Here is a 20,839-nt window from a genome sequence, read left to right on the forward strand (position 1 = left end):
CCGCTGACCGGGCTGGAGAACCAGTACCACCTGGTCGTCTCGGTCTGCGGGATCGCCGTGGTCATCTGCGCGGTGGCGTTCCTCGGATGGCTGGGCCGCGCGCGGGACAACGCCCGTGAGCTGTCCGGGGAGCGGCCCCGCTACTCCGGGCTGTGGGTCTTCCTCGGCTGGGTCGTCCCGGTCGTCAACCTCTGGTTCCCGCGCGGCATCGTCGCGGAGGTCCACCGCGACAGCGCGCCCGGCGAGCGGCTGCCGCGGTCCGTGAACGTGTGGTGGGTGTTCTGGCTGATCGGGCTGTTCAGCGGCGTCGGGCTGATGTCCGCCGACTCCACGGACCAGATCATCGCCCGCGCCTACACGAACGTCGGGACGCTCCTGGTATCCGACGCCGCCATCGTGGGCGCGGCCGTCGCCGGCGTCTTCGTCGTCCGCGCCCTCACCGCCGTACAGCAGCGGAGTGAGGCGCGGACGGGTTGAGCCGGAAGCTCAGCTCACGCAGATCAGGTTGAGCACGCACAGACCCGACGCGGACGTCGAGGCCGTGCCGGCGCTGCTGCTCGTGCCTGTGCCGGGAGACTGAGGCAGAAGACGACCAGGAGGACATCGACCGGCCCGACGTCGTGCCCGCGGCGCCGTCGGCCGCGGTCGTCGACGACGTGGTCGCCGTCCGCTGATGCGTGTCCGTCGAGGACGTGCGCGCCGTGGAGGCGCCGTACGGCGCGGTGTGCGCCGCGGTCGGCGTGGTGCGGCGGTGCTTGCCGCCCCGTCGTTGTCGGCGGCGAGCAGGAGGCCGACGAACACACAGCAGCGGCAGCGACAACCAACCGAGGTACGCGGCGAGCGGCACGCACAGCAACAGGACTCCGCCCACCGCCTTGCCCCAGGTCAGCAAGACGAGTTGCGGTGCCGGTCGACCAGCGCCCGGCCCGACAGGGCCGTCACCACAGGTGGGAACCGCTGGGCGGCGTAGAGCACGCTTATCTCCAGCGGCGTCGCCCTCAGCGTGATCAGGGCCAGGCTCGGCAGCGCAACGGGTGTGACCACGCTGCCCAGCACCCCGACCGCCAGCTCGTTGTTGAACAGCATGAGGTCCCGGTTGACCGTGTCCTTGGCGGCTACCGGCGCCAAGGACACGGCGGCATGGGGAGTGGCTCATCGGAAGCTGTCACGCACAGCCTCCTTCGACCTCATCCAGCAGGTTCAGCACGCGTGCGTGGCCCGGTCCTTGTACTGCAATCACAGTTGCAGGATGTGGCCTCGGCGTTTGTAGTGGCTGCGGCAGGCCCGGGTCTGGCTGAGGCGTCTCCACCATGACCAGTGCAGATGGTGCTGTGGCGTGAGGCGGTGCGGGCGGAGGAGCAGTCCGATGAGGCGGCGGATCTCCGCGACGGACAGGGGTATCAGGGCGGTCTGTCCTAGCAGTCGGGTCGCCCGGGGGTGAGATTCCCCCGGGCGACCCGACTGCTAGCCGCGGCTGTCCTTTGACAGCCAAGTTAGTCCGGTGCGATGCCCTGACCTGGGGCGACTAGGTTGGATGTCAAACGATCAGTCCTGGTCTGCCGCCTCCGCGAGGTGATACCAGTCCTGGGTGATTGCCCAGGACTGGTAGTCCCGGAAGATCCGGGCGAGACCGTCCGGCTGCTCTCGTGCGGTGAAGAACTCCGCAGCAGGTAGCGGGCCAGGGAGGCGGCGGTGCGCTGGAGGGTCCGTGGTCGCTGACGCTCGCCGCTGAGCACCTTTCGCACGGCGTCGGCGAGGAGGGGTGCGGCGAATTCGATCGCTGCGGCCAGGGTGTCGTCCGCCCAGACCTGGATGATCCACTCCCGCCATTCGTCCGTGCCGGTGGTGCTGCCATCGGCCGGTGCCGGCCAGGGAGGCAGCGGGGCCGCCAGCGGCAGCACCGATGCTCTGATCATGATCGCGTCAACCACGTGATACATGGGTGCGCCTCCTTCGTGGTCACGGTGGTGCGGGGCAGGGCCGGCATTGCAGGGCCGACCCCGCACCTGCTGGGTCAGCCGCCGATGCAGGTGCTGTTCGAGCAGGCGGACTGGCAGGTGGAGCCGCAGCCGTCGCCGGTGTCGTTCAGCAGTGCGCCGACGATCGGGGCGGAGGCGACGGTCTCGATGTCGAGGTCGAAGTCCGACCCTGCGTCGGGGGTGAAGTCCGTGGCGGCCTTCAGGGTGGTGCCGGTGATCTGCGGTGCCATCGCGTTCTCCTCGCTACAGAGGTGGGTGGATGTGCGTTGCTGACCTGGCCGTGACGCTGGAAGCGTCACGGCCAGGCGATCGTGACCCGCGTGTGTGGCCGGTTGATGACCCGGCCGGCGGGAAGCTGGTCGTCCGGCGTTCCGGCCGGATAGACCTCGATGTGTGCCCTGTCAGCGCGGTGGTCGCGGTCCCAGCTCTGGATTTCCTCGACCAGCCGCTCGGCGACCTTCTGGCCCTGGGGCCCGTGGCCGATCGCGCCGAGCTCGAACCGGTCGGGGTCGTCGGTGGGGCGGACCGTCCGGTAGGCGAAGCTGTCGCCGACGACGAGGGTCGGCACGCCGAGCGGGGAAGCGGAGGCGACCAGGCCGCGCTGGCGGGCAGCGGGCTTTGCGGCCATCAGCGGGAGGTTGTCCAGGGCCGTCGTCAGCCACAGGTCCAGGTGCTCGTTGGACTCATCCCCCGCGAGCGTCACGCCGGACCAGACCGTGGCGCGAGGTGATTGAAGGGCCGCGGTGAGGGCCTTGGCGTCCGGTTCAGGGTGCCCGTCCAGTCGCAGGCCGATCTCCTCGCCCTCAGTGTCGTGGATGAGGGCCAGGCGCACGCGGTTCTCGCCTGCGCCCTGCATCGGGACGAAGCCGCACAGCTCGAACTCGTCGCTGACCAGGCGCTCACCGTCGCGTACGAAAGCGATGGTGCGGGTCATGCCGCGCATCCGCAGCGGGACGACGAGCCGGCCGCCTTCGGTGAGCTGGTGAATCCAAGCAGGCGGGATGTCGGCGGCCTGCACGGTGACGATGATGCGGTCGTACGGGGCGTGCCATGGCGCCCCTTGCTCGCCGTCGGCGGTGACGACGGTGACATTGCGGTAGCCGGTCGTCTTCAGGAAGTCCCTCGCGTTCTGGGTGACGTCGGGGTCGATGTCCATGGTGACGACGTGGCCCTGCTCTCCCACCAGCTCAGCGAGATAGGCCGCGTTCACGCCGCCGGAGCCGATCTCCAGGACGTTCATCCCCGGCTGGATATCAGCCTGTTCGATCTGCAGGGCTTGGATGCGGGGAGCCGATACGGAGCTGATGTGGGTGCCGTTGGCGTCGGTTTTGGTGATCGCTGCCTGTTCAGGCTCGTACACCTTGGCCATGTCCTCATCCGGGGCGGCCAAGTGCCGGGGGAGGGAACGGAACGCGGCCACGACGCGGGCGCTGCGGGCGGCGCCGAGTTCAATGAGCCGCTGCACCATCGTGTCGCGCGACTCCTGCTCGGAGGCAGGGCTCTTGTCGCTGTTCTCAGACGTCATGCCGGGGACGCTATCCACGAGCGGTCTCCTTCTCGGCGCCGCACGCCGAGTGAGTTGGGGTTTTGGGCGGTGGGGCTGGAGTCTGGGCGGGCTGTCCCCCCGTTCCCCGGACCGCCGTCCGGTCCGGGGAACGAAGTGCTGGACCCTGCCGCCGAGGGGAGTTGCACCCGGCGGCAGGGAGTCTCAGCGGATGCCGCGCTGCCGCTCCATGTCAGTGACGTGCGTGCGGTGCCAGGCGAGTTCGGCGCGTGCCGCCTGGGCGTAGTGCCGCACCACGTCTGTGCCGACCAGGAGCTGGGCGATGGTGCTGTTGTCGAAGTACGTGAGTGCTTCACTGAGGTCGGCAAAGAGCGGCACCGTCGCCTGGTCCTGGTAGGCGTCCCCGTCGCAGGCCGGCCGGGCCGTCAGGCGTTCCTCGATGCCGTGGGCCATCGCCGCCACGTAGGCGGCGAGCGCGAGGTAGGCGTTGGCGTCCGCGCCGCCGAGGCGGACTTCGAGGTGCGCGCCGGGGCCGTGGCCGGTGACGCGGATGGCGCAGCCGCGGTGGTCGTAACCCCAGTTGAAGCGGGTGGGGGCGAACGAGCGCGGCTGGAAGCGTTTGTAGCTGTTGGGGGTTGGTGCGTACAGCGGGGCGAGGTGCGGCAGTGCCGACAGCAGGCCCGCCACAGCGTGGTCCATCAGCGGCGGCAGGTCCTCGCCGCGGTGATGGACGAAGGCGGGCTCATCGTGTTCGCTCCACAGCGACAGGTGCAGGTGCAGGCCGCTTGCGATGCCGGTCTCGGGCGCGGCCATGAAGGCCGGGATCATGCCATGCCGTTCGGCCACATCGCGGACCAGCATCCGGAACAGGCCGTACTCGTCACACGCTTGCAGAGCATCGGTGTAGGCGAACGTCAGCTCCGTCTGCCCTCCGGCGCTCTCCGTTTTGATGGCCTCGTGAACGATGGCGGACTCGCGCAGTGCGTCGGTCAGGTGGCGGAAGAAGTGGGTCACCGCGGGGGGATGCTGCAGGCCGTAGTCGAGGTTGTGCTCCCACGCCGGTGTCCGGCCGGACGGCCCGTCCGTGTAGAGCACGAACTCGCTCTCGATGCCGGCCTTCACCTGATAGCCCAGCTCACGCATCCGCTGAAGCTGCCGTTGCAGCACCCGGCGGGGCGCCACCTCGACGGGAGTCTCGTCGTCGTGCAGCGGTGTCCCGAAAACCAGGGCCGTGAGGGGGCGGTGCGCCATCAGCCGGATGGTCGTCAGGTCGGGCCTCACTCGCAGGTCGCCGAAGCCCTGGTCCCAGCCGGCGAAGTCGAACCCGTCCAGCGGCCGCATGTCGACGTCGGTCGCCAGGACGTAGCCGCACATCTCCGCCCCGCTGGTCATCCGATCGAGGAAGACATCAGCGTTGAAGATCTTGCCCTGGAGGCGTCCTTGCAGGTCCGGGACGACCAGCATCACGTCGGTGACCAGACGCAGGTCGACATACTCGGCAAGCGTCTCCTTGGGGGCCGGATCGGTTCCCAAGGCTTCTGCGCTGCGGAGTGTAGTGGTGTTGGTCATCAGAAATCCTCGCTGAGCATGGCTTCGCCGGCCTGGGCGGCGCTTGCGGCGGTCAGCTGGTAGGCCCGCTTGCCGCGGGTTATCCAGGTCACCCAGGCCAGCAGCAGCGCCACGAGCAGGGTGACCCCGGCGTAATTGAAGGACTCCGTGGTAATGGGGGTGGACTGTGGCAGGCAGAACACCACGGTGATGACCACCACATAGGCGACCGCGACATAGCCGATCGGGCGGCGCCACCGCCCCAGACGCCACCGGCCCGGCCGGTAGGCGCGGCCCTTGCGCAGGGCGAGGAAGACGGGGATGCCGTAGGCCGGCGTCATGCCGACCGCGTTGATCGCGGTGATCGCGCCGTAGGCAGCCGGAGACCACAGAGCCGGCAGGGCCAGGACGAACGGCACGACGATGACGAACCACACCGCCCTCGTGGGGGTCCTCGTGCGGTCGTTGACGATCCGCCAGCTCTGCCAGCCGGGTAGAGCGCGGCTGCGGGAGAAGGCGTAGACCATGCGGCTGGCGGCGGCGACCTCGGCGTTCCCGCAGAACAGCATCGCCACAATCACGACCAGCAGCAGCGCCTTGGCCCCACTCGCGCCGAGGACGTCGAGGAAGATCTGCGCGGGCGGCACACCGGTCGCGGTGTTCTGTGTGGCCGTGTAGTTCTGTAGGGCGAACAGCAGTCCGGCCAGGAGCACGAAGCCGGCCGCCCAGGACACCCAGATGGAGCGGACGATGCCGCGGGGGGCGGACGTCTGGGCGTCGGTGGTCTCCTCCGCGACGTGGGCGGAGGCGTCGTAACCGCAGAACGTATACCCCGAGATGAGGGATCCGACAAGCCCGACGTAGAAGGGGTGGGAGAAGCCGGTGTCGTTGTGGAAGTGGGTGAACACGAAGCTCGGTGACTGGTGCTGGGCCGGGGCGATGGTCAGGGCGCCGACGATGACGGCGACACCGGCCAGCTGCCACCACACCGAGATCGAGTTCAGCACGGTGATAAGGCGCACCCCGGCGGAGTTGAGTAGGCCGTGCACGAGCAGGATGCACCCGAAGATGAGCATGGTCGTGCCGTCCGTGGGCGCGATGTTCCACTGCATCTGCGCGAACGCGCCGGCGAAGGCAGCAGCGCCGTAGTCGATGCCCGCGATCGCACCGAGCAGACCGAGCAGGTTCAGCCAGCCGGTCACCCAGCCCCAGCGGCGCCCGCCGAGCTTGTCGGCCATGAAGTACGGGCCGCCCGAGGTCGGGTAGGCCGAGACGACATCGGCGAGGGACAGCCCGACCAGCAGCGTCAGGAAGCCGATCACGGCCCAGCTGCCGAGCATGACCACAGGGCCGCCGTGACCCAGGCCGAACCCGAACAGGCTCATGCCGCCGGCCAGGATGCAGATGACCGAGAAGCTGATCGCGAAGTTCCCGAAGGCGCCCATCTTGCGGGACAGTTCGGGCTTGATGCCGAGCTGTGCGAGGAAAGCATCGTCCGAGCTCGCTGGTTCAACCGTGCCGGCTCTTCTGTGAGACACCAGTAATCCTTCGAAAAGGGGGAGAGGGTACGGGGACAGTCCAGGGGTGTTGATCACGCTGGGGCGGCGGGGCCCTGCTGAGCATGAGGGTCCCGGCTAGCGCAAGACGGAAGCGCGGATGCGGAGGAACTCGTCCCTCCAGTCGGCGGAGCGGCCGAGACTGGCGTTGATGTCCTGCCACGGCTGCGGCGTGACGTAGGGGCCCATTGCCCGGAACACGAAGGCTGCGCGCTCGTTCTCACCGCAGGCCACCAGGGCGTGCGCGAGGTGGCTGAGGTCCGACAGCGGCTGCCACGGGTAGTCGACCGGAGGGATGTCGGCGAACCAGTCGTCGTACGCCTTGCACGCGTAATGCCGGACCTGGGCCGTCTGCCAGAACGTGAGTGCGCCGTTCCGACCGTCCCCATGTAGCCGCCGGTAGACGTCCATCAGCGCGTACAGGGGCATGACCTGCAACTGGGGGTTGAGCGTGCCCATCGCGACAAGCCAGCACGAAAAATTCATAGCGGCCCCGGGTTCGCGCGAGCGGTTGTGGAACCACTCCCGCATGCGGTGATGGCCCTCACGGTTTCCGGGGTGACGGTTGTTGATCTCCATCAGGAGTGGCCAGGGCCCCCGGTGATGCATCGCCGGATCTCTCAACGCGTCCCAGGGCATCCCCCGCTCGTGGGCGTGGGGATCGAAGTGGTGCGGCGCAAAGGGGAGCTGTGTCAGCTTGAGCAGATCCACCCACGGCACGGGGCATGCCGGCCAGAGCACCCTGGCCTGGTAGAGAGCTTGCCGGGCCAGGCCGGCGGCTCGTGCCACCACCTGCTGGCTCTGGCCGCCGCGATACGCGGCGAGCGCTGCACGTGTGAGGACGCGGCCCCACATCATGGCGGCATCCGGGCTGGTGGGTTCCTCGTCGCGCCAGGTCTTGAAGACGCCCGGCTCGCCCGCGCCGGCCGCCAGGAGCTGGCTGCGGATGGTGCGTAAAGCCCAGTTGGGGCCGGTGCGGGCCAGCAGGTCACGGGCGGAGAGGTACCGGCCCATCTTCAGATCCTCCAGCGCGGCACGCAGATCCGTATCGGCGCCAACCGGACTGACGATGAGAGGCGCGTCGGGAGAGGCCGCGCCCCGTTCCATCTGAGGGGTGATGGGGGTGGCGGTAGTCGTTAACGAGTCGGGCATAGGGGGCCTCGTCGTTGGGGGATGTCTGGGGGAGGTGGTGTCGACTGGCTGCTACTGGCCCCAGTCCTTGGGCATGACGACCTGCACGGTCTTTCCGACGGGCTCGCCGGCGTCGCCGTAGTTGACGCGCCACGCGACGCGTGCGCGGTAGTGGTGCACCCACCACAGCCCGCGGGGCTTCCCGCTCGATTCCCGCCGGGTTCTCAACTCGTCGAAGCCGGGGAAGTCGGCAAGACCATCGGTCACCTCGATGATCAGAACGTCGGAGTCCTGCGGGCACACGAGACGGAGCCCGATGACGTTCCCTGAGAGGGGCTTCGCGTGGAGGACAGCGTTGTCCGTGAGCATGGCGCACACGCGTGCTGCTGCGTCGATGTTGCCGGGCCAGCGTGCGGCTGTGAGGCGTGGGCGGGCCCTGATCCGGGTGTTGGGGCCTATGAACCGTTCTGCGCTCATCCGGCCTTCCCACTGGAACCGCGGTTGCTCTGCAAGCTCTAGAAAGGTGTGGACCATGGTGCTTGGCGGGTTCACGGCCACCTCTGTTTCCATGAATGTGCTGCTCAGGAGCCCTAAACGAGTCACCTGGTGATTAGGTACAGCGAACCGTGGTTGACGCGTCGGCGATACCTGCTTGAAGTGGCGTGACTGCCAAACGTGACACAAGATCGTTTCGTGAGCGGATCGTTACGCTAGTCGGGAAGGGGCCTTTCGGTCAGTTGTCAAAACCTGACGAGCAGTTGGGCAATAGGTTGGATGTAGCGCGGGGCACACCGTGAGGCAGGTTGCCAAACGCGTATCAGGATCATCGGCATGGCGGGGGCGCATCATGGCGCGCAATCGGAACGAACGGTTCGCCGCGTTACTCAAGGAAGCAGATTGGTCGCGGGCTCAGGCGGCGACCGCCTTCGTCCGGGTCGCAAAAGAGAACAATCTGCAGGACTACACCCACATCGCACGGCAGCACGTCCAGCACTGGGTGGCCGGTCACCAGCCCTCCGGGCGCGCGCCCATAATCATGTGCGAGGCATTGTCCCGGCGTCTGAAGCGCGTCGTCACGCCAGCCGAGGCCGGGTTCCCAGCGCCCGACTCACCAGCGCAAGGGGCGCTGGACTGGCGCGTCGATCCAGTGATCGCGCTGAACGACCTGGGGAGTAGCGACTTGGATCCGGACCGACGAAGCCTGCTCCGCGGCGGCGTGTATTCGGCGGCCGCGCTCGCTCTGCCGACTGACGGCTGGTGGGTTGAGATGGCCAAGGAGCCGCCCCCGGCGGAGCGGAAGGGACAGCGAGTCGGCCGCGGCGACGTCGAGAGCGTGCGCGAGATGACGCTGGCCTTCTCCCGCATGGACCAGCAGCGCGGCGGCGGACACGGCCGGACCGCGCTCGTCGAGTACCTACGGTCCGACGTCGCCCGCTACCTGGTCGGCTCCTTCACCAGCGACCAGGTCCGTCGCAGCATGTACTCCGCTGCAGCAGAAGCGTCCTACCTCTCCGGGTGGATGGCGTTCGACAACGGTGAACATGATCTCGCCGAGCCCTATTTCACGCTCGGGCTGAAGCTTGCCGCCCGGGCCGGAGACGCCCCGCTGTCCGGCCACATCCTGCGAGCCATGGCGCATCAGGCCCTCGATCTCGGGCTGGTCGGCAAGGCGTTGGAACTATCCTCCGCATCGGTGGCCGGCCGTCGATATCAGTCGGCAACCCCCCGCGAGCGCGCACTGCTCGGTGTCGTTCACGCACGCTGCCTCGCCGCAACCGGACAGGACCAAGAGGCGGCCAAGACACTCCTACGGGCCGAAGACGACCTCCGCAGCGCGCATGAGGGCATAGAGGAACCAAACCGCACCTTCTTCTTCGGCGAAGCGTCGCTGGCACACGAGACGGCCTGCGCGCTACGCGACCTCAACGACAAGAAGGGCGCCATCGGCCAGTTCGGTCGCAGCGTCCGAACCCGAGGCGCAGCCTTCAAACGGACCCACGCCGTGACCCTGGGATACCTAGGGGCCACTCAGATTTCCGCTGGCAACGTCGAAGAGGCTTGCGCTACGTGGACCCGTGCGCTCAATGCTATGGAGGACGGCATCTACTCCGGCCGCGCCCGGCAACGCGTGCTGGAGATGCGGCAACTCCTCTCCCCCTACCGGCGTCGCGGCATTCCGATCGCCAACGAACTTGAAACGCGGGCGGCCGACTACCTGCGCACCGTAGATTGATCACGTCAGCATGTGATGAGGGGAGCACCATGACGCTGCAGATCGAAGTCATCGGCACAGTGGTCGGCGGTCGGACGGAAGTCGCCGACGACTACTGGGGCGGCGTCCAGTCCATCATCCGACTCAACCCGACGTTCCCGCTCGACGTCGTCAAGGGCCTGAGTGAGTTCTCCCACTTGATCGTCACCTGGCACTTCAGCAAGGCATCCCCGGACGATGTCGCGCTGCACGCGCGAAGCCCACGCAACGACCCCCGGTGGGAGCCCTCGGGCACCTTCGCCCACCGCAACCACCGCCGCCCGAACCAGCTCGCCACCAGCTTCCCACGACTGCTTAAGGTCGACGGCCTGGATCTCCACGTTACTGATCTGGACGCGGTCGACGGTACGCCCGTGTACGACCTTGCTCCGTACTTTCAAGAGATGGGGCCCCGCGGTGACGTGCATGAGCCCGAGTGGCCTGGCGACATGCTCAGGGACTACTGGGCCGAGGGCTAGAACTTCGTCTGGACGCTGGAGGGTACTCGCCGCCCGTGAGGGCGTCGTGGACGGCCAGTTCCGGCCGGGAGTCGGCGGCCTCGTCGTGCCGCTCCACGTCCTCGTACAGCCACTGTTCCACGGTGGGGGACGGCTTTCTGAGCGGATGCGGGGTCGTGTCCGATCATGGGGCTGCCCTTCTTCCGATAGCGGTATGAGACGGTCATACCGTTGCCCGAAAGCCGGTGTACGCGGCTGGTGCTTCGAGGATGGGGACGGCCATCGTGCCGTAGGTGGCGATGGCGGCCGCGCGGCCGCGGATGCGGGCGGTGGCGAGGACGAGTGTCGGGTCGCTCTTGGCGGCTTCCTGCAGCTGTACCACCTCCCATGCGGTCGGCTGGATCGCGTCGTGCTCGCCGTAGCCGTTGCGAGACGCGTCTGTCCCGTCGGCACCGTTGAACTGCTGGCGAAGCGTGGTGGCGGCCTGGTGGAAGGCGGCGTTCGGGCCCACGCACGGGCGGTGTTCTTCGTGGGTCAGGTCGTCGGGGACGGCTGTGCGCTCGTCGTGGGCGGCTTTGCGGTGCAGGGCGGCGGCGATGACCCGGTGTGGGGCCCGAGGGCGCCAGCGGGGCGCGCCGATGTCCTGGCCGAGGCGGTTGAGCCACAGCACGATCTGCGGCTGGGACCAGTCGCGGGCGACGAGGTCGAGCAGCACCCACGACAGTTCGTCGAGGGTGGCGCGCTGCACCCAGGTCACCAGGGGCCTTACAGCGCGGGCGAGTTGGCGAGCTCGCTCGATCCGCTCGCCGGTGATCGTGTAGCCGGTCACGGTCAGGCGGCGCTTCTTACGCCGACGGCTCTGGCTGGGCGCACTGCCCCCGGTAGATCCTCTTTCACCACCCAGTACCGGATCCTTTCCGTCCTTCTTCACCCACTGAAGGGAAGGGGTCCGCGTTGGTCCCGTCTTCCTCCCCCCGCCTCCGGCCCGGGCTGTCGGTGCCGGGCTGCGGCGTCCGCGGCGGATGACCCGGGCCTGGTAGCCGGTGCCAGCCAGCTGGTTGCCCGCCCATGCGTCGTAGGCGGGCGGGATCGTCGCCGCATACACGGTGGCCGTGGCCGCGTAGCCGGGCAGGCCGCGGCCGCGCCGGACGTTGGCGTGGGAGCCGTGTTCGACCCAGGCGAGCCAGCCGGCGGCGCGCAGCAGCCTGATGTGATCGGTCACCGCGGTGCGGCTCAGGCCGGTGCGCTGCATGACGTCCGTCAGCACGTAGCGGGCGTGCCCGGTGTCGAAGCCCATCCGGCCGGCGAGCACCATGGCGATGCGCCTAGTGGTGGCGGTGACGCCGCGGATGAGGCCCGCGCGGGCGGCATCCTCCAATGCCTTCAGCCAGGCGCGCGGGCCGGTGCGCCGGGATGCGGTGTACGTGATCGTTTCGGCAGGAGCAGGTGTCCAACGCCCAGTTGGACGGTGGGCGGGGGTGGCCGGGGCGGCGGGCGGTGCGGTCTGCCGGCAATGCGGGGAATCAGGCTGACAGGAGACAAGGGCGTATTGCATACTCGGTTCCGACTCGTAGAAACACCGAAGTGCCCTCTGACAAAGGGGACTCGGCGTAGCGGTGGCCCGGCTGACAACCGGGGTTCTTCGCCGGGACGCGGGGTGACGCCCGATCACCGGCGGTGGCAGGTGGCCGACGAGGTCAGGTGGTGACGCACCCGACGTCGGCCAGGGCGGGATGAGGCTCCTGACAAGAGCCGGACCCGCCCCGACTGATCAACTCCCTCTCATTGCTCTCCTTCTCTGTGCGCTGTCCCGCCCGTGGTCGGCGGGGTGACCGGCGGCCGTTGCGGTGGGCGCCGGTGCCGCGGGGTGAGGTTCCGTTGCCGGGAGCCGGCCGGCTCCCGGCGGCAGGGTCACTGGCTGTGGGGGCCGAGGTGGACGGGCAGGCGCTGGTGGCCGTTGGAGATGTAGCTGGGCAGCGGCTGCAGTCCGCTGGGCTCGACGGCCAGGCGCAGGGACGGGAACCGGGCGAACAACTGCTGCAGGCCGATGCGGGCCTCGATGCGGGCGAGTTCAGCGCCGACGCACAGGTGGGCTCCGTAGCCGAACGCCAGGTGCTGCGGGGCGGTGCGGCGGGTGACGTCGAAATTGTCGGCGTTCGGTCCGTGGGTGGCCGGGTCGCGTCCGGCGGCGGCGTAGCTGATGGCGATCGCGTCACCGGCGGCGAACGTCACGCCGGTGATGTCGTCAATGACCTCGCGCGCCGCGAAACGCAGGATGATCGTGGCGATGGGCGCCTGGTGGCGGACGGTTTCCTCGACGACCTGCCGCCAGGAGACCTGGCCACTGGTCGCGAGCGCCAACTGCTCTCGATGCGTGACCAAGTTGACCACCGCGTGGCCCAGGGCGTTGACGGTCGTTTCGTGTCCGGCGCTGATGATGAGGAGGAAGGAGTCGGCGAGCTCCTGCTCGCTGATCCTCCCGGCGTCTCGTGCGGCGATCAGGTCGCTGCTGAGGTCGTCCCCCGGGTGGGCCCTCTTGTAGTCGATCAGCTCGGCGATCAGGGCGTAGACCCGGCCGTGGGCGGCTTTCGCGGCCTGCGGGGTCAGGTCGGTGGCGAACAGCGAGCCGGCCGCATCACGGAACGCCTCATGCAGGTGCGCCGGCGTCTGGAACAGCGTGTCGATGACCAGCAGCGGCAGCCGCCAGGTGAAACGGGCCCGCAGGTCCACCACCTCGCCAGGGCCGACCGTCTGGAGCTCGTCGAGCAGTGTGTCGGTGATGGTCTCGATCTGAGGGATCAGTGCGCGGACCCGGCGGGGGCTGAAGGCCTGGGCGAGGGGGCGGCGCAGCCGCGTGTGCTCGTCTCCATAGGCCGTCAGGGCGTTGCGGACATCGACCCATACCCGTTGCGGCCAGCCGGTGGGTATCTCGCCGGTGATGTAGGCGGGCCAGTGCTGGTGGGCGTCTTTGGAGATGTCGGGGTGGATCAGGAGCCGGCGGATCAGGCCCGGGTCGGTGACGGTCCAGACGGGGATGTCGCCGGGCAGGACGGTGCGGACGGCCGGGCCGAGGGCGCGGAGGGCGGCGGCTTCGCCCTGGATGTCGGCGCCGGTGGCATCGAGGCGGTAGGGGCAGCCGGTGGTCGGGGCCAGGGTCATGGCGGTCCTTCCGTAGAGAGGGCGCGAGGCGTGGCGTGGCGGGAATCGGGGCGGCAGTTCGGGTGCGGGGGCGTCTGCGGGCATGTCAGTGGCCGGAGGTGAGCGCGCGTGCGGTGAGACAGGCCAGCACGATCAGCGCGACGGCGAGCCCCGCGTGCAGCAACCGCCTGCGCAACAGGCCGCGGCGTGCGGGCGGTTGGGGCGAGGGAGGATCGGGCGGGGTACTGGCCGGGTTGTCCACGGAGTACCAGGCGATCCGCTCGGGCTGTGGGTGCGCGCCGTACGCTGGGGCCCATGGCGGTGGAGTGGCGTGGCCGGGGGTGTTCGCGTCGCTGTTCATCGGGAGTCGACCAGCCGGAGGTCGCGGGCGATCAGCTTCGCTCGGCCGGTCGGGGACAGCGCGACGAGGGTCTCGCCCTGGTACTCGTCAGTGATGACCGGCCGGTGGCTGGCGTTGTAGACGGCCTCCTGGGGGCCGGGGATGATCAGTCCGCCGTGCAGGTACCGCGTGTGCAGGTATTCGATGGTGTAGGCGCCGGGGGCGAGGGCGAGGACGCCGCCGTCAGCGGTGCGCAGCGCATACACCTGTGGGTGCGCGGGCTGGGCGGAGAAGTAGCTGGCGGTACGCCAGCTGCTCTTTTTCCCCCGGTTGCGGTTGTCGTGCAGCCGGACGGCTTCCTTGCTGGCGGGGGTGGCCGTGAGCTGTCGGCCTTGCTTGGTGCCGCCGGTGACGTATAGATCGGTCACGGCCGCCGTGACGTTCTGGGGGGCGAGTGCGCCGACCTTGTGGGCCGGGTCGACGGCGGTGGCCAGTCCGTGGGAGTCGAAGGCGATCTTCGGGATCGGCATTTTGCTGGTGGCGTAGATGGCGGCCACCATCTTGTAGCGCCCGCCGCGCCGGTCGAACACGAACAGGCCCCGGGCTTTGGCCGTGTCGGAGGAGGTGGCCTCCATCGCGAACCAGGTGGCCGTGCCGGCCTCAGGGATGTAGTAGGTGCGCTGTTCGTAGCGGAAGCCGCTGGAGTAGCGTGCCCGCTCTTTTGACGACCAGGTCTTCCACTGCTGGTAGTCGGCCCGGTCCTGGGCGTAGGCCATCCCCGCCTCGATCCGCGCCAAGCCCTTGAGGTCCTGGCGGGCGTTGGCCGCGTTGTTCGCCGCCTGGTAGGCGTCCACCACTTCCCGGGCGGTGGTGGTGTCGATGGCGCCTGTCGCGCTGGTGTCCGGTGAGGCGTTGGCAGGCCGATGTTGGCTGCCGGTGTCTCCCAAGCTGCATGCGGACAGCGTGATCGCCGTCGCCACGGTGAGGGCGAGGGCGGCCAACGGGCGCCGGTGCGGGGGCCGGAGGGCGGGCTGGGGCATGGTGAGGTGTTCCTCCTTCAAAGGGTTGCTGGACTTGGGGTCAGGACGGGGTTCGGTGGGCGCTGCGGATGGCGGCGGCGAAGTCGCGTGCGGCCTGGGCGGCTTCGGCGGCTGCGTCGGGCTGGCCGTTCATGCGGCGCAGGATCGCCGAGCCGACGACGACGGCGTCCGCGTAGGCGCTGGCCTGGGCGGCCTGGGCGGGGCTGCTGATGCCGATCCCGACAGCCACGGGCAGGCCGGTCGCGGTGCGCAACCGACCCACCAGGCGCGGCAGGTACGGGCTGAGGGGGCGCCGGGCCCCGGTCAGGCCGGGGGTGGCGGGGGCGTAGACCATCCCGTTGGTGGAGGTGCCGATCGCAGCGAGACGGGCGGCACTGGCGTGCGGCGGAATCAACGTGATGGTGTGCAGGCCCGCCTCGGCTGTGAGGTGCCGCCAGTGGGCGGCCGAGGCGGATGGCAGGTCGGGAATCAGTACGCCGGCACCGCCGGCCGCCGCAAGGTCCCGCACGAACGCTTCGGGCCCGTAGGCGGCGATCGGCTGCCAGTAGGACATGACGAGCACGGCGGTCGTCGTGGTCGCGGTCAGCTCGACGGCGGCGTCGAACACGTCGCGCATGGTGAACCCGCCCGCCAGGGCCTGCGCGGCGGCCTGCTGGATCAGCGGACCGTCGAGGTGGGCCTGGGTGTGAGGGACGCCGAGCTCCAGGATGTCGGCACTGTGCGCCATCAGCCGCAGGGCATCCAGGCTGGTGTGCCGGGTGGGGTAGCCGACGGGCAGGTACAGGCCGAGCGCGGCCCGCTGTTCGGCGCGGCTGGCCGCGAGGGCATGGTCGAGGCGCAGGGCCGCCCAGGATGGCTGAGACGTGATCACAAGAGCCCCTTTCGGGCGGCAGATGGGGAGAGACGGGCGTCACGGCCGGTCTTTCAGGAACTGCTCGGTGCGCTCCAGCGCCCGGATGAGCCGGTAGTCGCGTTCCGTCTCCCGCGGATCGCCGGAAAGCACGACCTCATCGGCCGCAGGGGTGGAGGCGACTGCTGCGGTGTGCGGCTCAGGGTTTTCGTGGACGGCGGCCACGGTCGGCAGCTGCCGCAGGAAGCGGCCCAGCCAGGGCCGGGTTGCGGGGGAGGGGTGCAGGCGGGCCCGGACGATGTGCTGCCCGGTGGGGGCGGGCACCAACGGGGCGGGGGAGGGCGGGATCCAGGTGTCCACAACGTCGGTGTAGCGGTCCCGGCCCATGGCCGCTGTCAGCGCCTCGTCGGCGAGGGTCGTCATCGGCGCCGTGACCGCGGAGATCACCATGGGGCCGTCCGCGGCGTCCATCCCCTCGCCCGTGGGGTAGGCCAGGCGCAGGGTGGCCGGGCCGCACACCACACCGAGCGCGTCCAGCGCCCGGGCCGCGGCCATCGACAGGGCCCGCGTCAACAGTCCCCCGGCGGGCATCAGGTCGGCGCGCTCCATCTGCCCGTCCGCGCCGCAGACGTCCGCCCACGCATCGGTGACGGCATGCTCCGGCCGCTGCCCGGGGCGGGCGGTGGTTGTGGTGTTGAGGGTGTACTGCCGCAGCGGCAGCGGCTCGGTCAGCACCAGGTGCGCGGCGCCGGAGTAAACGGCGGCAAGGCGGCGCAGGGCCGGCCAGACGCTGCTGATCTGCAGCTCGCTCGTGCAGGCAACCGCCCCGACGGGGATGCCGGTCGCGGCCGGGGCGAGGAGATAGCCGGGCAGCGGGCACGCCCTCGCCCAGGCCAGAGCGTCGGCCAGGCTCGTAGTGCGGATGCCGCGCGGCGCGGGAATCCCGTGGGCGGCGAGCGCCTCGGCCTGCGCGCCGCGATCGCAGCGCAGCAGCCAAGAGACTGGGTCGGCGCCAGGCAAGGCGAGCTGCCAGGCAATCCGCTCGGCCAGGTGGATGCCGCCGGCGCTGCCCGCGACGACCGCCGAAACCCCCATCGCCCGCAAGGCTTTGACCGTGCGCCGCAGCCCCCGGTGCACGACCGTGGCCGCGAACTCCCTTGGCACGGCCGCATCGTGGTAGGCGAGCGGCCGGGCTTTCGGCTCGGGTACGACGGCGACCGTCCGCCAGCCGTGCCGGGCGAAAGCGGGCGGGTAGGGGCCGGCGCCGTCGTAGGGGGCGACGACCGCCGCCACGCCGGCGACGGCGTCGGCTCGCACACCAACGGGGGCGGGGGCGGAGAGGACAGGCATGACGGCTCCCAGCAGGAGGGGACAAAAAGGAGAAGCGGGCGGGGAGAGGGGGCGGGTCAGCGGGTGCAGCCGGTGGTGTGCCCGGTGAAGGCGGTGGGGGCGGAGACCTCCAGAAGTGCCTGGTTGAGGTGCTGCCGGCATTCCTCGGCGGTGGCGGCGGTGACCACCCAGTGCGCCAGCCGGTCGCCGATCGTGGCCTTCGGCGGGGCCGTGACCATCTCGCCCAGGTGGCGAGTCCACACCAGGCGCTCCAGCCACGGCTGGGCGCGCAGGTCGGTCAGGGGAGGCACCGGTCCGTGGCGGCCGGTGAATGCGGGGTAGAGGAACTGCACCGCGGCCACCCGCTGCCGGGTCGCAGAAAGCTCAGGCCGGGTACCGCAGGCGAGGGCCGCGGCGGCCGCCATGAGATCGATACCGGTGGCCTCCTCCACCAGCAGCGGGATCAGGTCCCCGCCGGGGCGGCCGTTGACCTCGATCAGGGCCGGACCGCGATCGGTCAGCCGCAACTCCACGTGCAGCACGCCACGTTCGATGCCCAGAGCTTGTACGGCGTCGGTGACCGTCTGGGTGACCGCGTCGTCGCCCAGCAGCGGATCGCGGGCATCCACCATGTGCCCGGTCTCCACGAACCGCGGCTCCCGGCCCAGCTGTTTGCGGGTGACGGCGACGATGCGCACCTGGTGGTCGACGACGACGGTCTCCGCGCTGATCTCCGGGCCCTCGAGGTACTCCTCCACCAGCACCCCGCGGGCGGCGTAGGCATCCAGACCGAGGACCGTCTCCCACATCGCGCTGTGGAAGGCCTCGCGGACGGACGCGTCGTGGTCGGCACGCAGCACGCCGGCGCTGCCGCCCATCCCGCGGGGTTTGACGACGACCGGATAGCCGATGCGCCGGGCCTGCTCGACGGCGTCATCCTCATCGGCGACCAGGACGGATCGGGCCGAGGGGACGCCGTGCTCGGCGAAACGGCTGCGGGTGAGCGCCTTGTCCCGGCAGGCGGCCATCGTCGCAGGCGGATTGCCGGGCAGACCGAGCTGACCGGCCAGATGCGCGGTGAACTCGACATGATGCTCGAGATAGGTGCACACCCCCGCCAGCGGCGTGTGCGCGGCGAAGGCCTTGATGGCCAGTGCGGCACTCTCCGTGTCAGCGAGGTCGATGGCCAGCTGCTCATCCACGTAAGGGCGGATCCAGGCGGGCGGCTGGGGGTCGGCGAGCACGAGCGGCCGGACGGCGGCGAGTCGGCTCAGGCCGTGCTCACGGTAGAGCTGCGAACCGGCACCCAGAACGAGCAGAGGACCGGGAGTTGTGGGGGAGGCCATGGTGTCCTTTCGATAGAAAGCGGCCGCGTGGGCCGCGGTGGCGGGTGTCGGCGGGTCAGGGCCGCAACGGTGCGGGGGAGACGGGGGAGATGAGGGCGAGTCCGAAGAGGTGATCCGAGGGGGTCCACAGCGCGCGCAGCTGCATTCCGGCGGCCTCGACCTCCCGGGCCAGGCCCTCAGGCCGGAATTTCGCGGACACTTCCGTGCGCAGCTCTTCACCCGCGTCGAAGTGGATGGCCAGACCGGGCTCGGCGAGGGTGACGGTCTGCGCGCGCAGGGAACGCAGGCGCATCTCGATCCACTCGTTGGCCTCGTCCCAGACGGCCACATGCGCGAACGCGTCGACGTGGAAATCGGCGGCCAGCTCCCGGTTGATGCGGTGCAGAATCCCGCGGTTGAAGGCGGCCGTCACCCCGGCCGCGTCGTCGTAGGCCCTCACGATGACGGCGGGGTCCTTGACGAGATCGACCCCGAGCAGCAGGAAGTCGCCGGGCTCCAGGCGCGAGGCGAGGGAGGCGAGGAAGGCGGCGCGCTCGTCGGGCAGCAGGTTGCCGAAGGTGCCGCCGAGGAAGGCGATCAGCCGGGGTCCGGCCACCTCCACGTCCAAGGGCGCGGCGAAGTCGGCCAACTGCGGGGTGATCTCTACCTGGGGGCAGACGCTAGCCAGGGTGGCGGTGGCGTGCTCGAGGGCGCTGGCGCTGACATCGACGGGCACATAGGTGGTCACGGTCGTCGCCAGCGCGGTCAGCAGCAGCTTGGCCTTGTCCGCGGAGCCCGAGCCCAGCTCGATCAGGGAGCGGGCACCGGTGACAGACGCAAGAGCCGGTCCGGCCTTGGAGAGCAGGGCGCGTTCGGTGCGGGTGGGGTAGTACTCGGGCAGCCGGGTGATCTGTTCGAACAACTCGCTACCGGCGGCGTCGTAGAGCCACTTCGACGGCAGGGTCTTCGGGCGGCCGCTCAGGCCGTGGATGACGTCGAAGCGCAGCGCGGCCAGATGCGCCGGCGGCGGTGCGACAGGGGTGGCGGGTGTGCGGGTGGGCATGGGCATCGGATCAGGCCTTCCGGTCAGGACGAAACGTGAGGAACGTGCGCAGCGTGCGGGATGGAGGGCGCGGCCTCCTGGGCGTCTGCCGCCACGGCGGGCGGGAGGCGGGAGGGCTTGAGGGCGGGCCCGATGAGCAGGACAGCGGCGGCCGCGCCGCCGGCCGGCAGCAGCCACGCCCCTGCGGGCAGGAGCGCGGCGGCCGTTCCCACGGCGCAGCCAACGTCCAGCGCCGCCACCAGCAGCGCGCCCGCTTCGGTGGCCATCCCCGCGGGAGCCAGCCGGGCGGTGATCAGGTAGGCCGCGCTCAGCAGGGGCGCCATGACGAAACCCGGCAGCAGGCAGGCGGCGACCGCGGCCGCCGGACCGGTGGTGGCCAGCAGCGGCAGCCAGCCCGCCGCCCAACCGGCGCACAGCACCGTCAGCTGCACCACGACCGACCCCGGCCAGGACCGCGCGCCGTAGGCGAGACCGCCGACGACCGCACCGACGGACAGCACCGCGGGCAGCAGCCCGGCCAGGGCCGGGGCATGCAGGTCCTCGGCACGGGCCACCGCAACCGGGACGATCGCACCCATCGGCACGCCGGCACACGCCATGGCCGCATACAGACGGCGCAGACCGCGGTGGCGCAGAGGGCCGAGCCAGCCCGTACCACGCGGCCGCAGTGTCCACGCCCGGGCCGGCGGGGCACTGACCACCAGCAGGGTTCCTGCCAGGCCCGCCGCCGCGGTCGCCCCCAGCGCCACCTGCGCGGACACCACCTCGGCCAGGCCCGCTACCAGCAGCGGACCGGCGATATAGACAATTTCCTGCGTTGAGGCGTCCAGGGACAACACGACCCGCTCGTGCGCCCCGTCGGGCATCAGCGACGACAGCGTCGCCCGCAGGGCCGCATCCAGCGGCGGCCGCGCCAGGCCAGCGACCACCGCGCCCAGCAGCCGGCCGCCATCGACCAGGAGCAGACCGAAACCCGCACTGGCCACCACCACGCTCACCGTCAGCACCCGCGGCTGGCCCAGCCGGTCAACCAGCCTGCCCAGCACAGGGCCCCCGACGGCGTTGCCCGCCAGATACACAGCCGCCAACGCCCCGGCCGCGCCGTAGCCGTCACGGTGCCCACCCGCCAGAACGACCGCCAGCGGTGCCATCCCCGACGGCAACCGGCCCAGCAGCGTGCTCAGCAGCAGCCGGGTGGCATACGGAACCCGCAGCACCTGGCCGTAGGTGACCGAAGGCACGGCACGGCTGGCGGTGACAGAAAGGCACGGCACGAAAGGACTCCAGGAAGAAAGGGGCTGGCACACGGCGGCCGGACAGCGCCACT

General features: G+C 70.2%; 20 protein-coding genes. 3 read left to right on the forward strand and 17 right to left on the reverse strand.

Going from position 1 to position 20,839, the window contains the following annotated elements; all coding sequences use genetic code 11:
* On the forward strand, nucleotides 1–477 hold a 477-nt coding region (locus ACWCQ1_RS47740; RefSeq protein WP_451029574.1), incomplete at its 5' end, for a DUF4328 domain-containing protein.
* A gap of 408 nt (nucleotides 478–885) precedes the next feature.
* Here ACWCQ1_RS47740 and ACWCQ1_RS47745 read toward each other — a convergent pair.
* The 8 genes from ACWCQ1_RS47745 to ACWCQ1_RS47780 all read right to left on the reverse strand — a co-directional run bounded on the left by ACWCQ1_RS47745 (nucleotide 886) and on the right by ACWCQ1_RS47780 (nucleotide 8,288).
* A complete protein-coding gene (locus ACWCQ1_RS47745; RefSeq protein WP_451029575.1) occupies nucleotides 886–1,134 on the reverse strand; it encodes a hypothetical protein in 249 nt (82 codons plus the stop codon).
* Between the two features lie 359 nt (nucleotides 1,135–1,493).
* Nucleotides 1,494–1,940 (reverse strand): lantibiotic dehydratase, encoded by a 447-nt coding sequence (locus ACWCQ1_RS47750; RefSeq protein ID WP_451029576.1) that lies wholly within the window; start codon nucleotides 1,938–1,940, stop codon nucleotides 1,494–1,496.
* Nucleotides 1,941–2,014: 74 nt separating this feature from the next.
* Nucleotides 2,015–2,209 carry an FxLD family lanthipeptide gene (locus ACWCQ1_RS47755; protein ID WP_358611583.1) on the reverse strand — a complete coding sequence of 65 codons (195 nt, stop codon included), beginning with the start codon at nucleotides 2,207–2,209 and terminating at the stop codon, nucleotides 2,015–2,017.
* A 65-nt stretch (nucleotides 2,210–2,274) separates the two neighbouring features.
* Nucleotides 2,275–3,504 carry a methyltransferase, FxLD system gene (gene fxlM / locus ACWCQ1_RS47760; RefSeq protein WP_451029577.1) on the reverse strand — a complete coding sequence of 410 codons (1,230 nt, stop codon included), beginning with the start codon at nucleotides 3,502–3,504 and terminating at the stop codon, nucleotides 2,275–2,277.
* A gap of 183 nt (nucleotides 3,505–3,687) precedes the next feature.
* Nucleotides 3,688–5,052, reverse strand: a complete 1,365-nt coding sequence (locus ACWCQ1_RS47765) for a glutamine synthetase family protein (protein WP_451029578.1) — start codon at nucleotides 5,050–5,052, stop codon at nucleotides 3,688–3,690.
* Nucleotides 5,052–6,569: an amino acid permease gene (locus ACWCQ1_RS47770; RefSeq protein WP_451029579.1), complete on the reverse strand. Its 1,518-nt coding sequence runs from the start codon at nucleotides 6,567–6,569 to the stop codon at nucleotides 5,052–5,054. The genes ACWCQ1_RS47765 and ACWCQ1_RS47770 overlap by 1 nt, the downstream gene beginning before the upstream one ends.
* Nucleotides 6,570–6,665: 96 nt before the next feature.
* On the reverse strand, nucleotides 6,666–7,694 hold the full coding sequence (locus tag ACWCQ1_RS47775) for a hypothetical protein (RefSeq protein ID WP_451029580.1): 1,029 nt from the start codon (nucleotides 7,692–7,694) through the stop codon (nucleotides 6,666–6,668).
* Between the two features lie 96 nt (nucleotides 7,695–7,790).
* Nucleotides 7,791–8,288: a hypothetical protein gene (locus ACWCQ1_RS47780; protein ID WP_451029581.1), complete on the reverse strand. Its 498-nt coding sequence runs from the start codon at nucleotides 8,286–8,288 to the stop codon at nucleotides 7,791–7,793.
* A gap of 277 nt (nucleotides 8,289–8,565) precedes the next feature.
* Between ACWCQ1_RS47780 and ACWCQ1_RS47785 the strand changes: the two genes are divergently transcribed.
* Both ACWCQ1_RS47785 and ACWCQ1_RS47790 read left to right on the forward strand, forming a co-directional pair.
* Entirely contained in the window at nucleotides 8,566–9,951 is a 1,386-nt protein-coding gene (locus ACWCQ1_RS47785; protein WP_451029582.1) for a Tat pathway signal protein, read from the forward strand.
* A 29-nt stretch (nucleotides 9,952–9,980) separates the two neighbouring features.
* Nucleotides 9,981–10,448 (forward strand): SAM-dependent methyltransferase, encoded by a 468-nt coding sequence (locus tag ACWCQ1_RS47790; protein ID WP_451029583.1) that lies wholly within the window; start codon nucleotides 9,981–9,983, stop codon nucleotides 10,446–10,448.
* A gap of 202 nt (nucleotides 10,449–10,650) precedes the next feature.
* On the opposite strand, the gene ACWCQ1_RS47795 is transcribed toward ACWCQ1_RS47790, so the two are convergent.
* From ACWCQ1_RS47795 to ACWCQ1_RS47835, 9 genes are all read right to left on the reverse strand, one after another.
* Nucleotides 10,651–11,805 carry a hypothetical protein gene (locus ACWCQ1_RS47795; protein ID WP_451029584.1) on the reverse strand — a complete coding sequence of 385 codons (1,155 nt, stop codon included), beginning with the start codon at nucleotides 11,803–11,805 and terminating at the stop codon, nucleotides 10,651–10,653.
* A 533-nt stretch (nucleotides 11,806–12,338) separates the two neighbouring features.
* Entirely contained in the window at nucleotides 12,339–13,586 is a 1,248-nt protein-coding gene (locus ACWCQ1_RS47800; RefSeq protein WP_451029585.1) for a cytochrome P450 family protein, read from the reverse strand.
* An 85-nt stretch (nucleotides 13,587–13,671) separates the two neighbouring features.
* Complete coding sequence (locus ACWCQ1_RS47805; RefSeq protein WP_451029586.1) at nucleotides 13,672–13,926, reverse strand: hypothetical protein; 255 nt, start codon at nucleotides 13,924–13,926, stop codon at nucleotides 13,672–13,674.
* Complete coding sequence (locus ACWCQ1_RS47810) at nucleotides 13,923–14,945, reverse strand: hypothetical protein (protein WP_451029587.1); 1,023 nt, start codon at nucleotides 14,943–14,945, stop codon at nucleotides 13,923–13,925. The genes ACWCQ1_RS47805 and ACWCQ1_RS47810 overlap by 4 nt, the downstream gene beginning before the upstream one ends.
* 40 nt (nucleotides 14,946–14,985) lie before the next feature.
* Complete coding sequence (gene trpA, locus ACWCQ1_RS47815) at nucleotides 14,986–15,816, reverse strand: tryptophan synthase subunit alpha (protein WP_451029588.1); 831 nt, start codon at nucleotides 15,814–15,816, stop codon at nucleotides 14,986–14,988.
* Between the two features lie 39 nt (nucleotides 15,817–15,855).
* Nucleotides 15,856–17,145 carry a hypothetical protein gene (locus ACWCQ1_RS47820; protein WP_451029589.1) on the reverse strand — a complete coding sequence of 430 codons (1,290 nt, stop codon included), beginning with the start codon at nucleotides 17,143–17,145 and terminating at the stop codon, nucleotides 15,856–15,858.
* A gap of 56 nt (nucleotides 17,146–17,201) precedes the next feature.
* On the reverse strand, nucleotides 17,202–18,470 hold the full coding sequence (locus ACWCQ1_RS47825; protein WP_451029590.1) for an ATP-grasp domain-containing protein: 1,269 nt from the start codon (nucleotides 18,468–18,470) through the stop codon (nucleotides 17,202–17,204).
* A gap of 55 nt (nucleotides 18,471–18,525) precedes the next feature.
* Nucleotides 18,526–19,518 (reverse strand): L-histidine N(alpha)-methyltransferase, encoded by a 993-nt coding sequence (gene egtD / locus ACWCQ1_RS47830; RefSeq protein WP_451029591.1) that lies wholly within the window; start codon nucleotides 19,516–19,518, stop codon nucleotides 18,526–18,528.
* 17 nt (nucleotides 19,519–19,535) lie between these two features.
* Nucleotides 19,536–20,753 carry an MFS transporter gene (locus ACWCQ1_RS47835; RefSeq protein ID WP_451029592.1) on the reverse strand — a complete coding sequence of 406 codons (1,218 nt, stop codon included), beginning with the start codon at nucleotides 20,751–20,753 and terminating at the stop codon, nucleotides 19,536–19,538.
* Nucleotides 20,754–20,839: the final 86 nt, after the last annotated feature.

Source organism: Streptomyces sp. NPDC002144 (genome assembly GCF_053593695.1).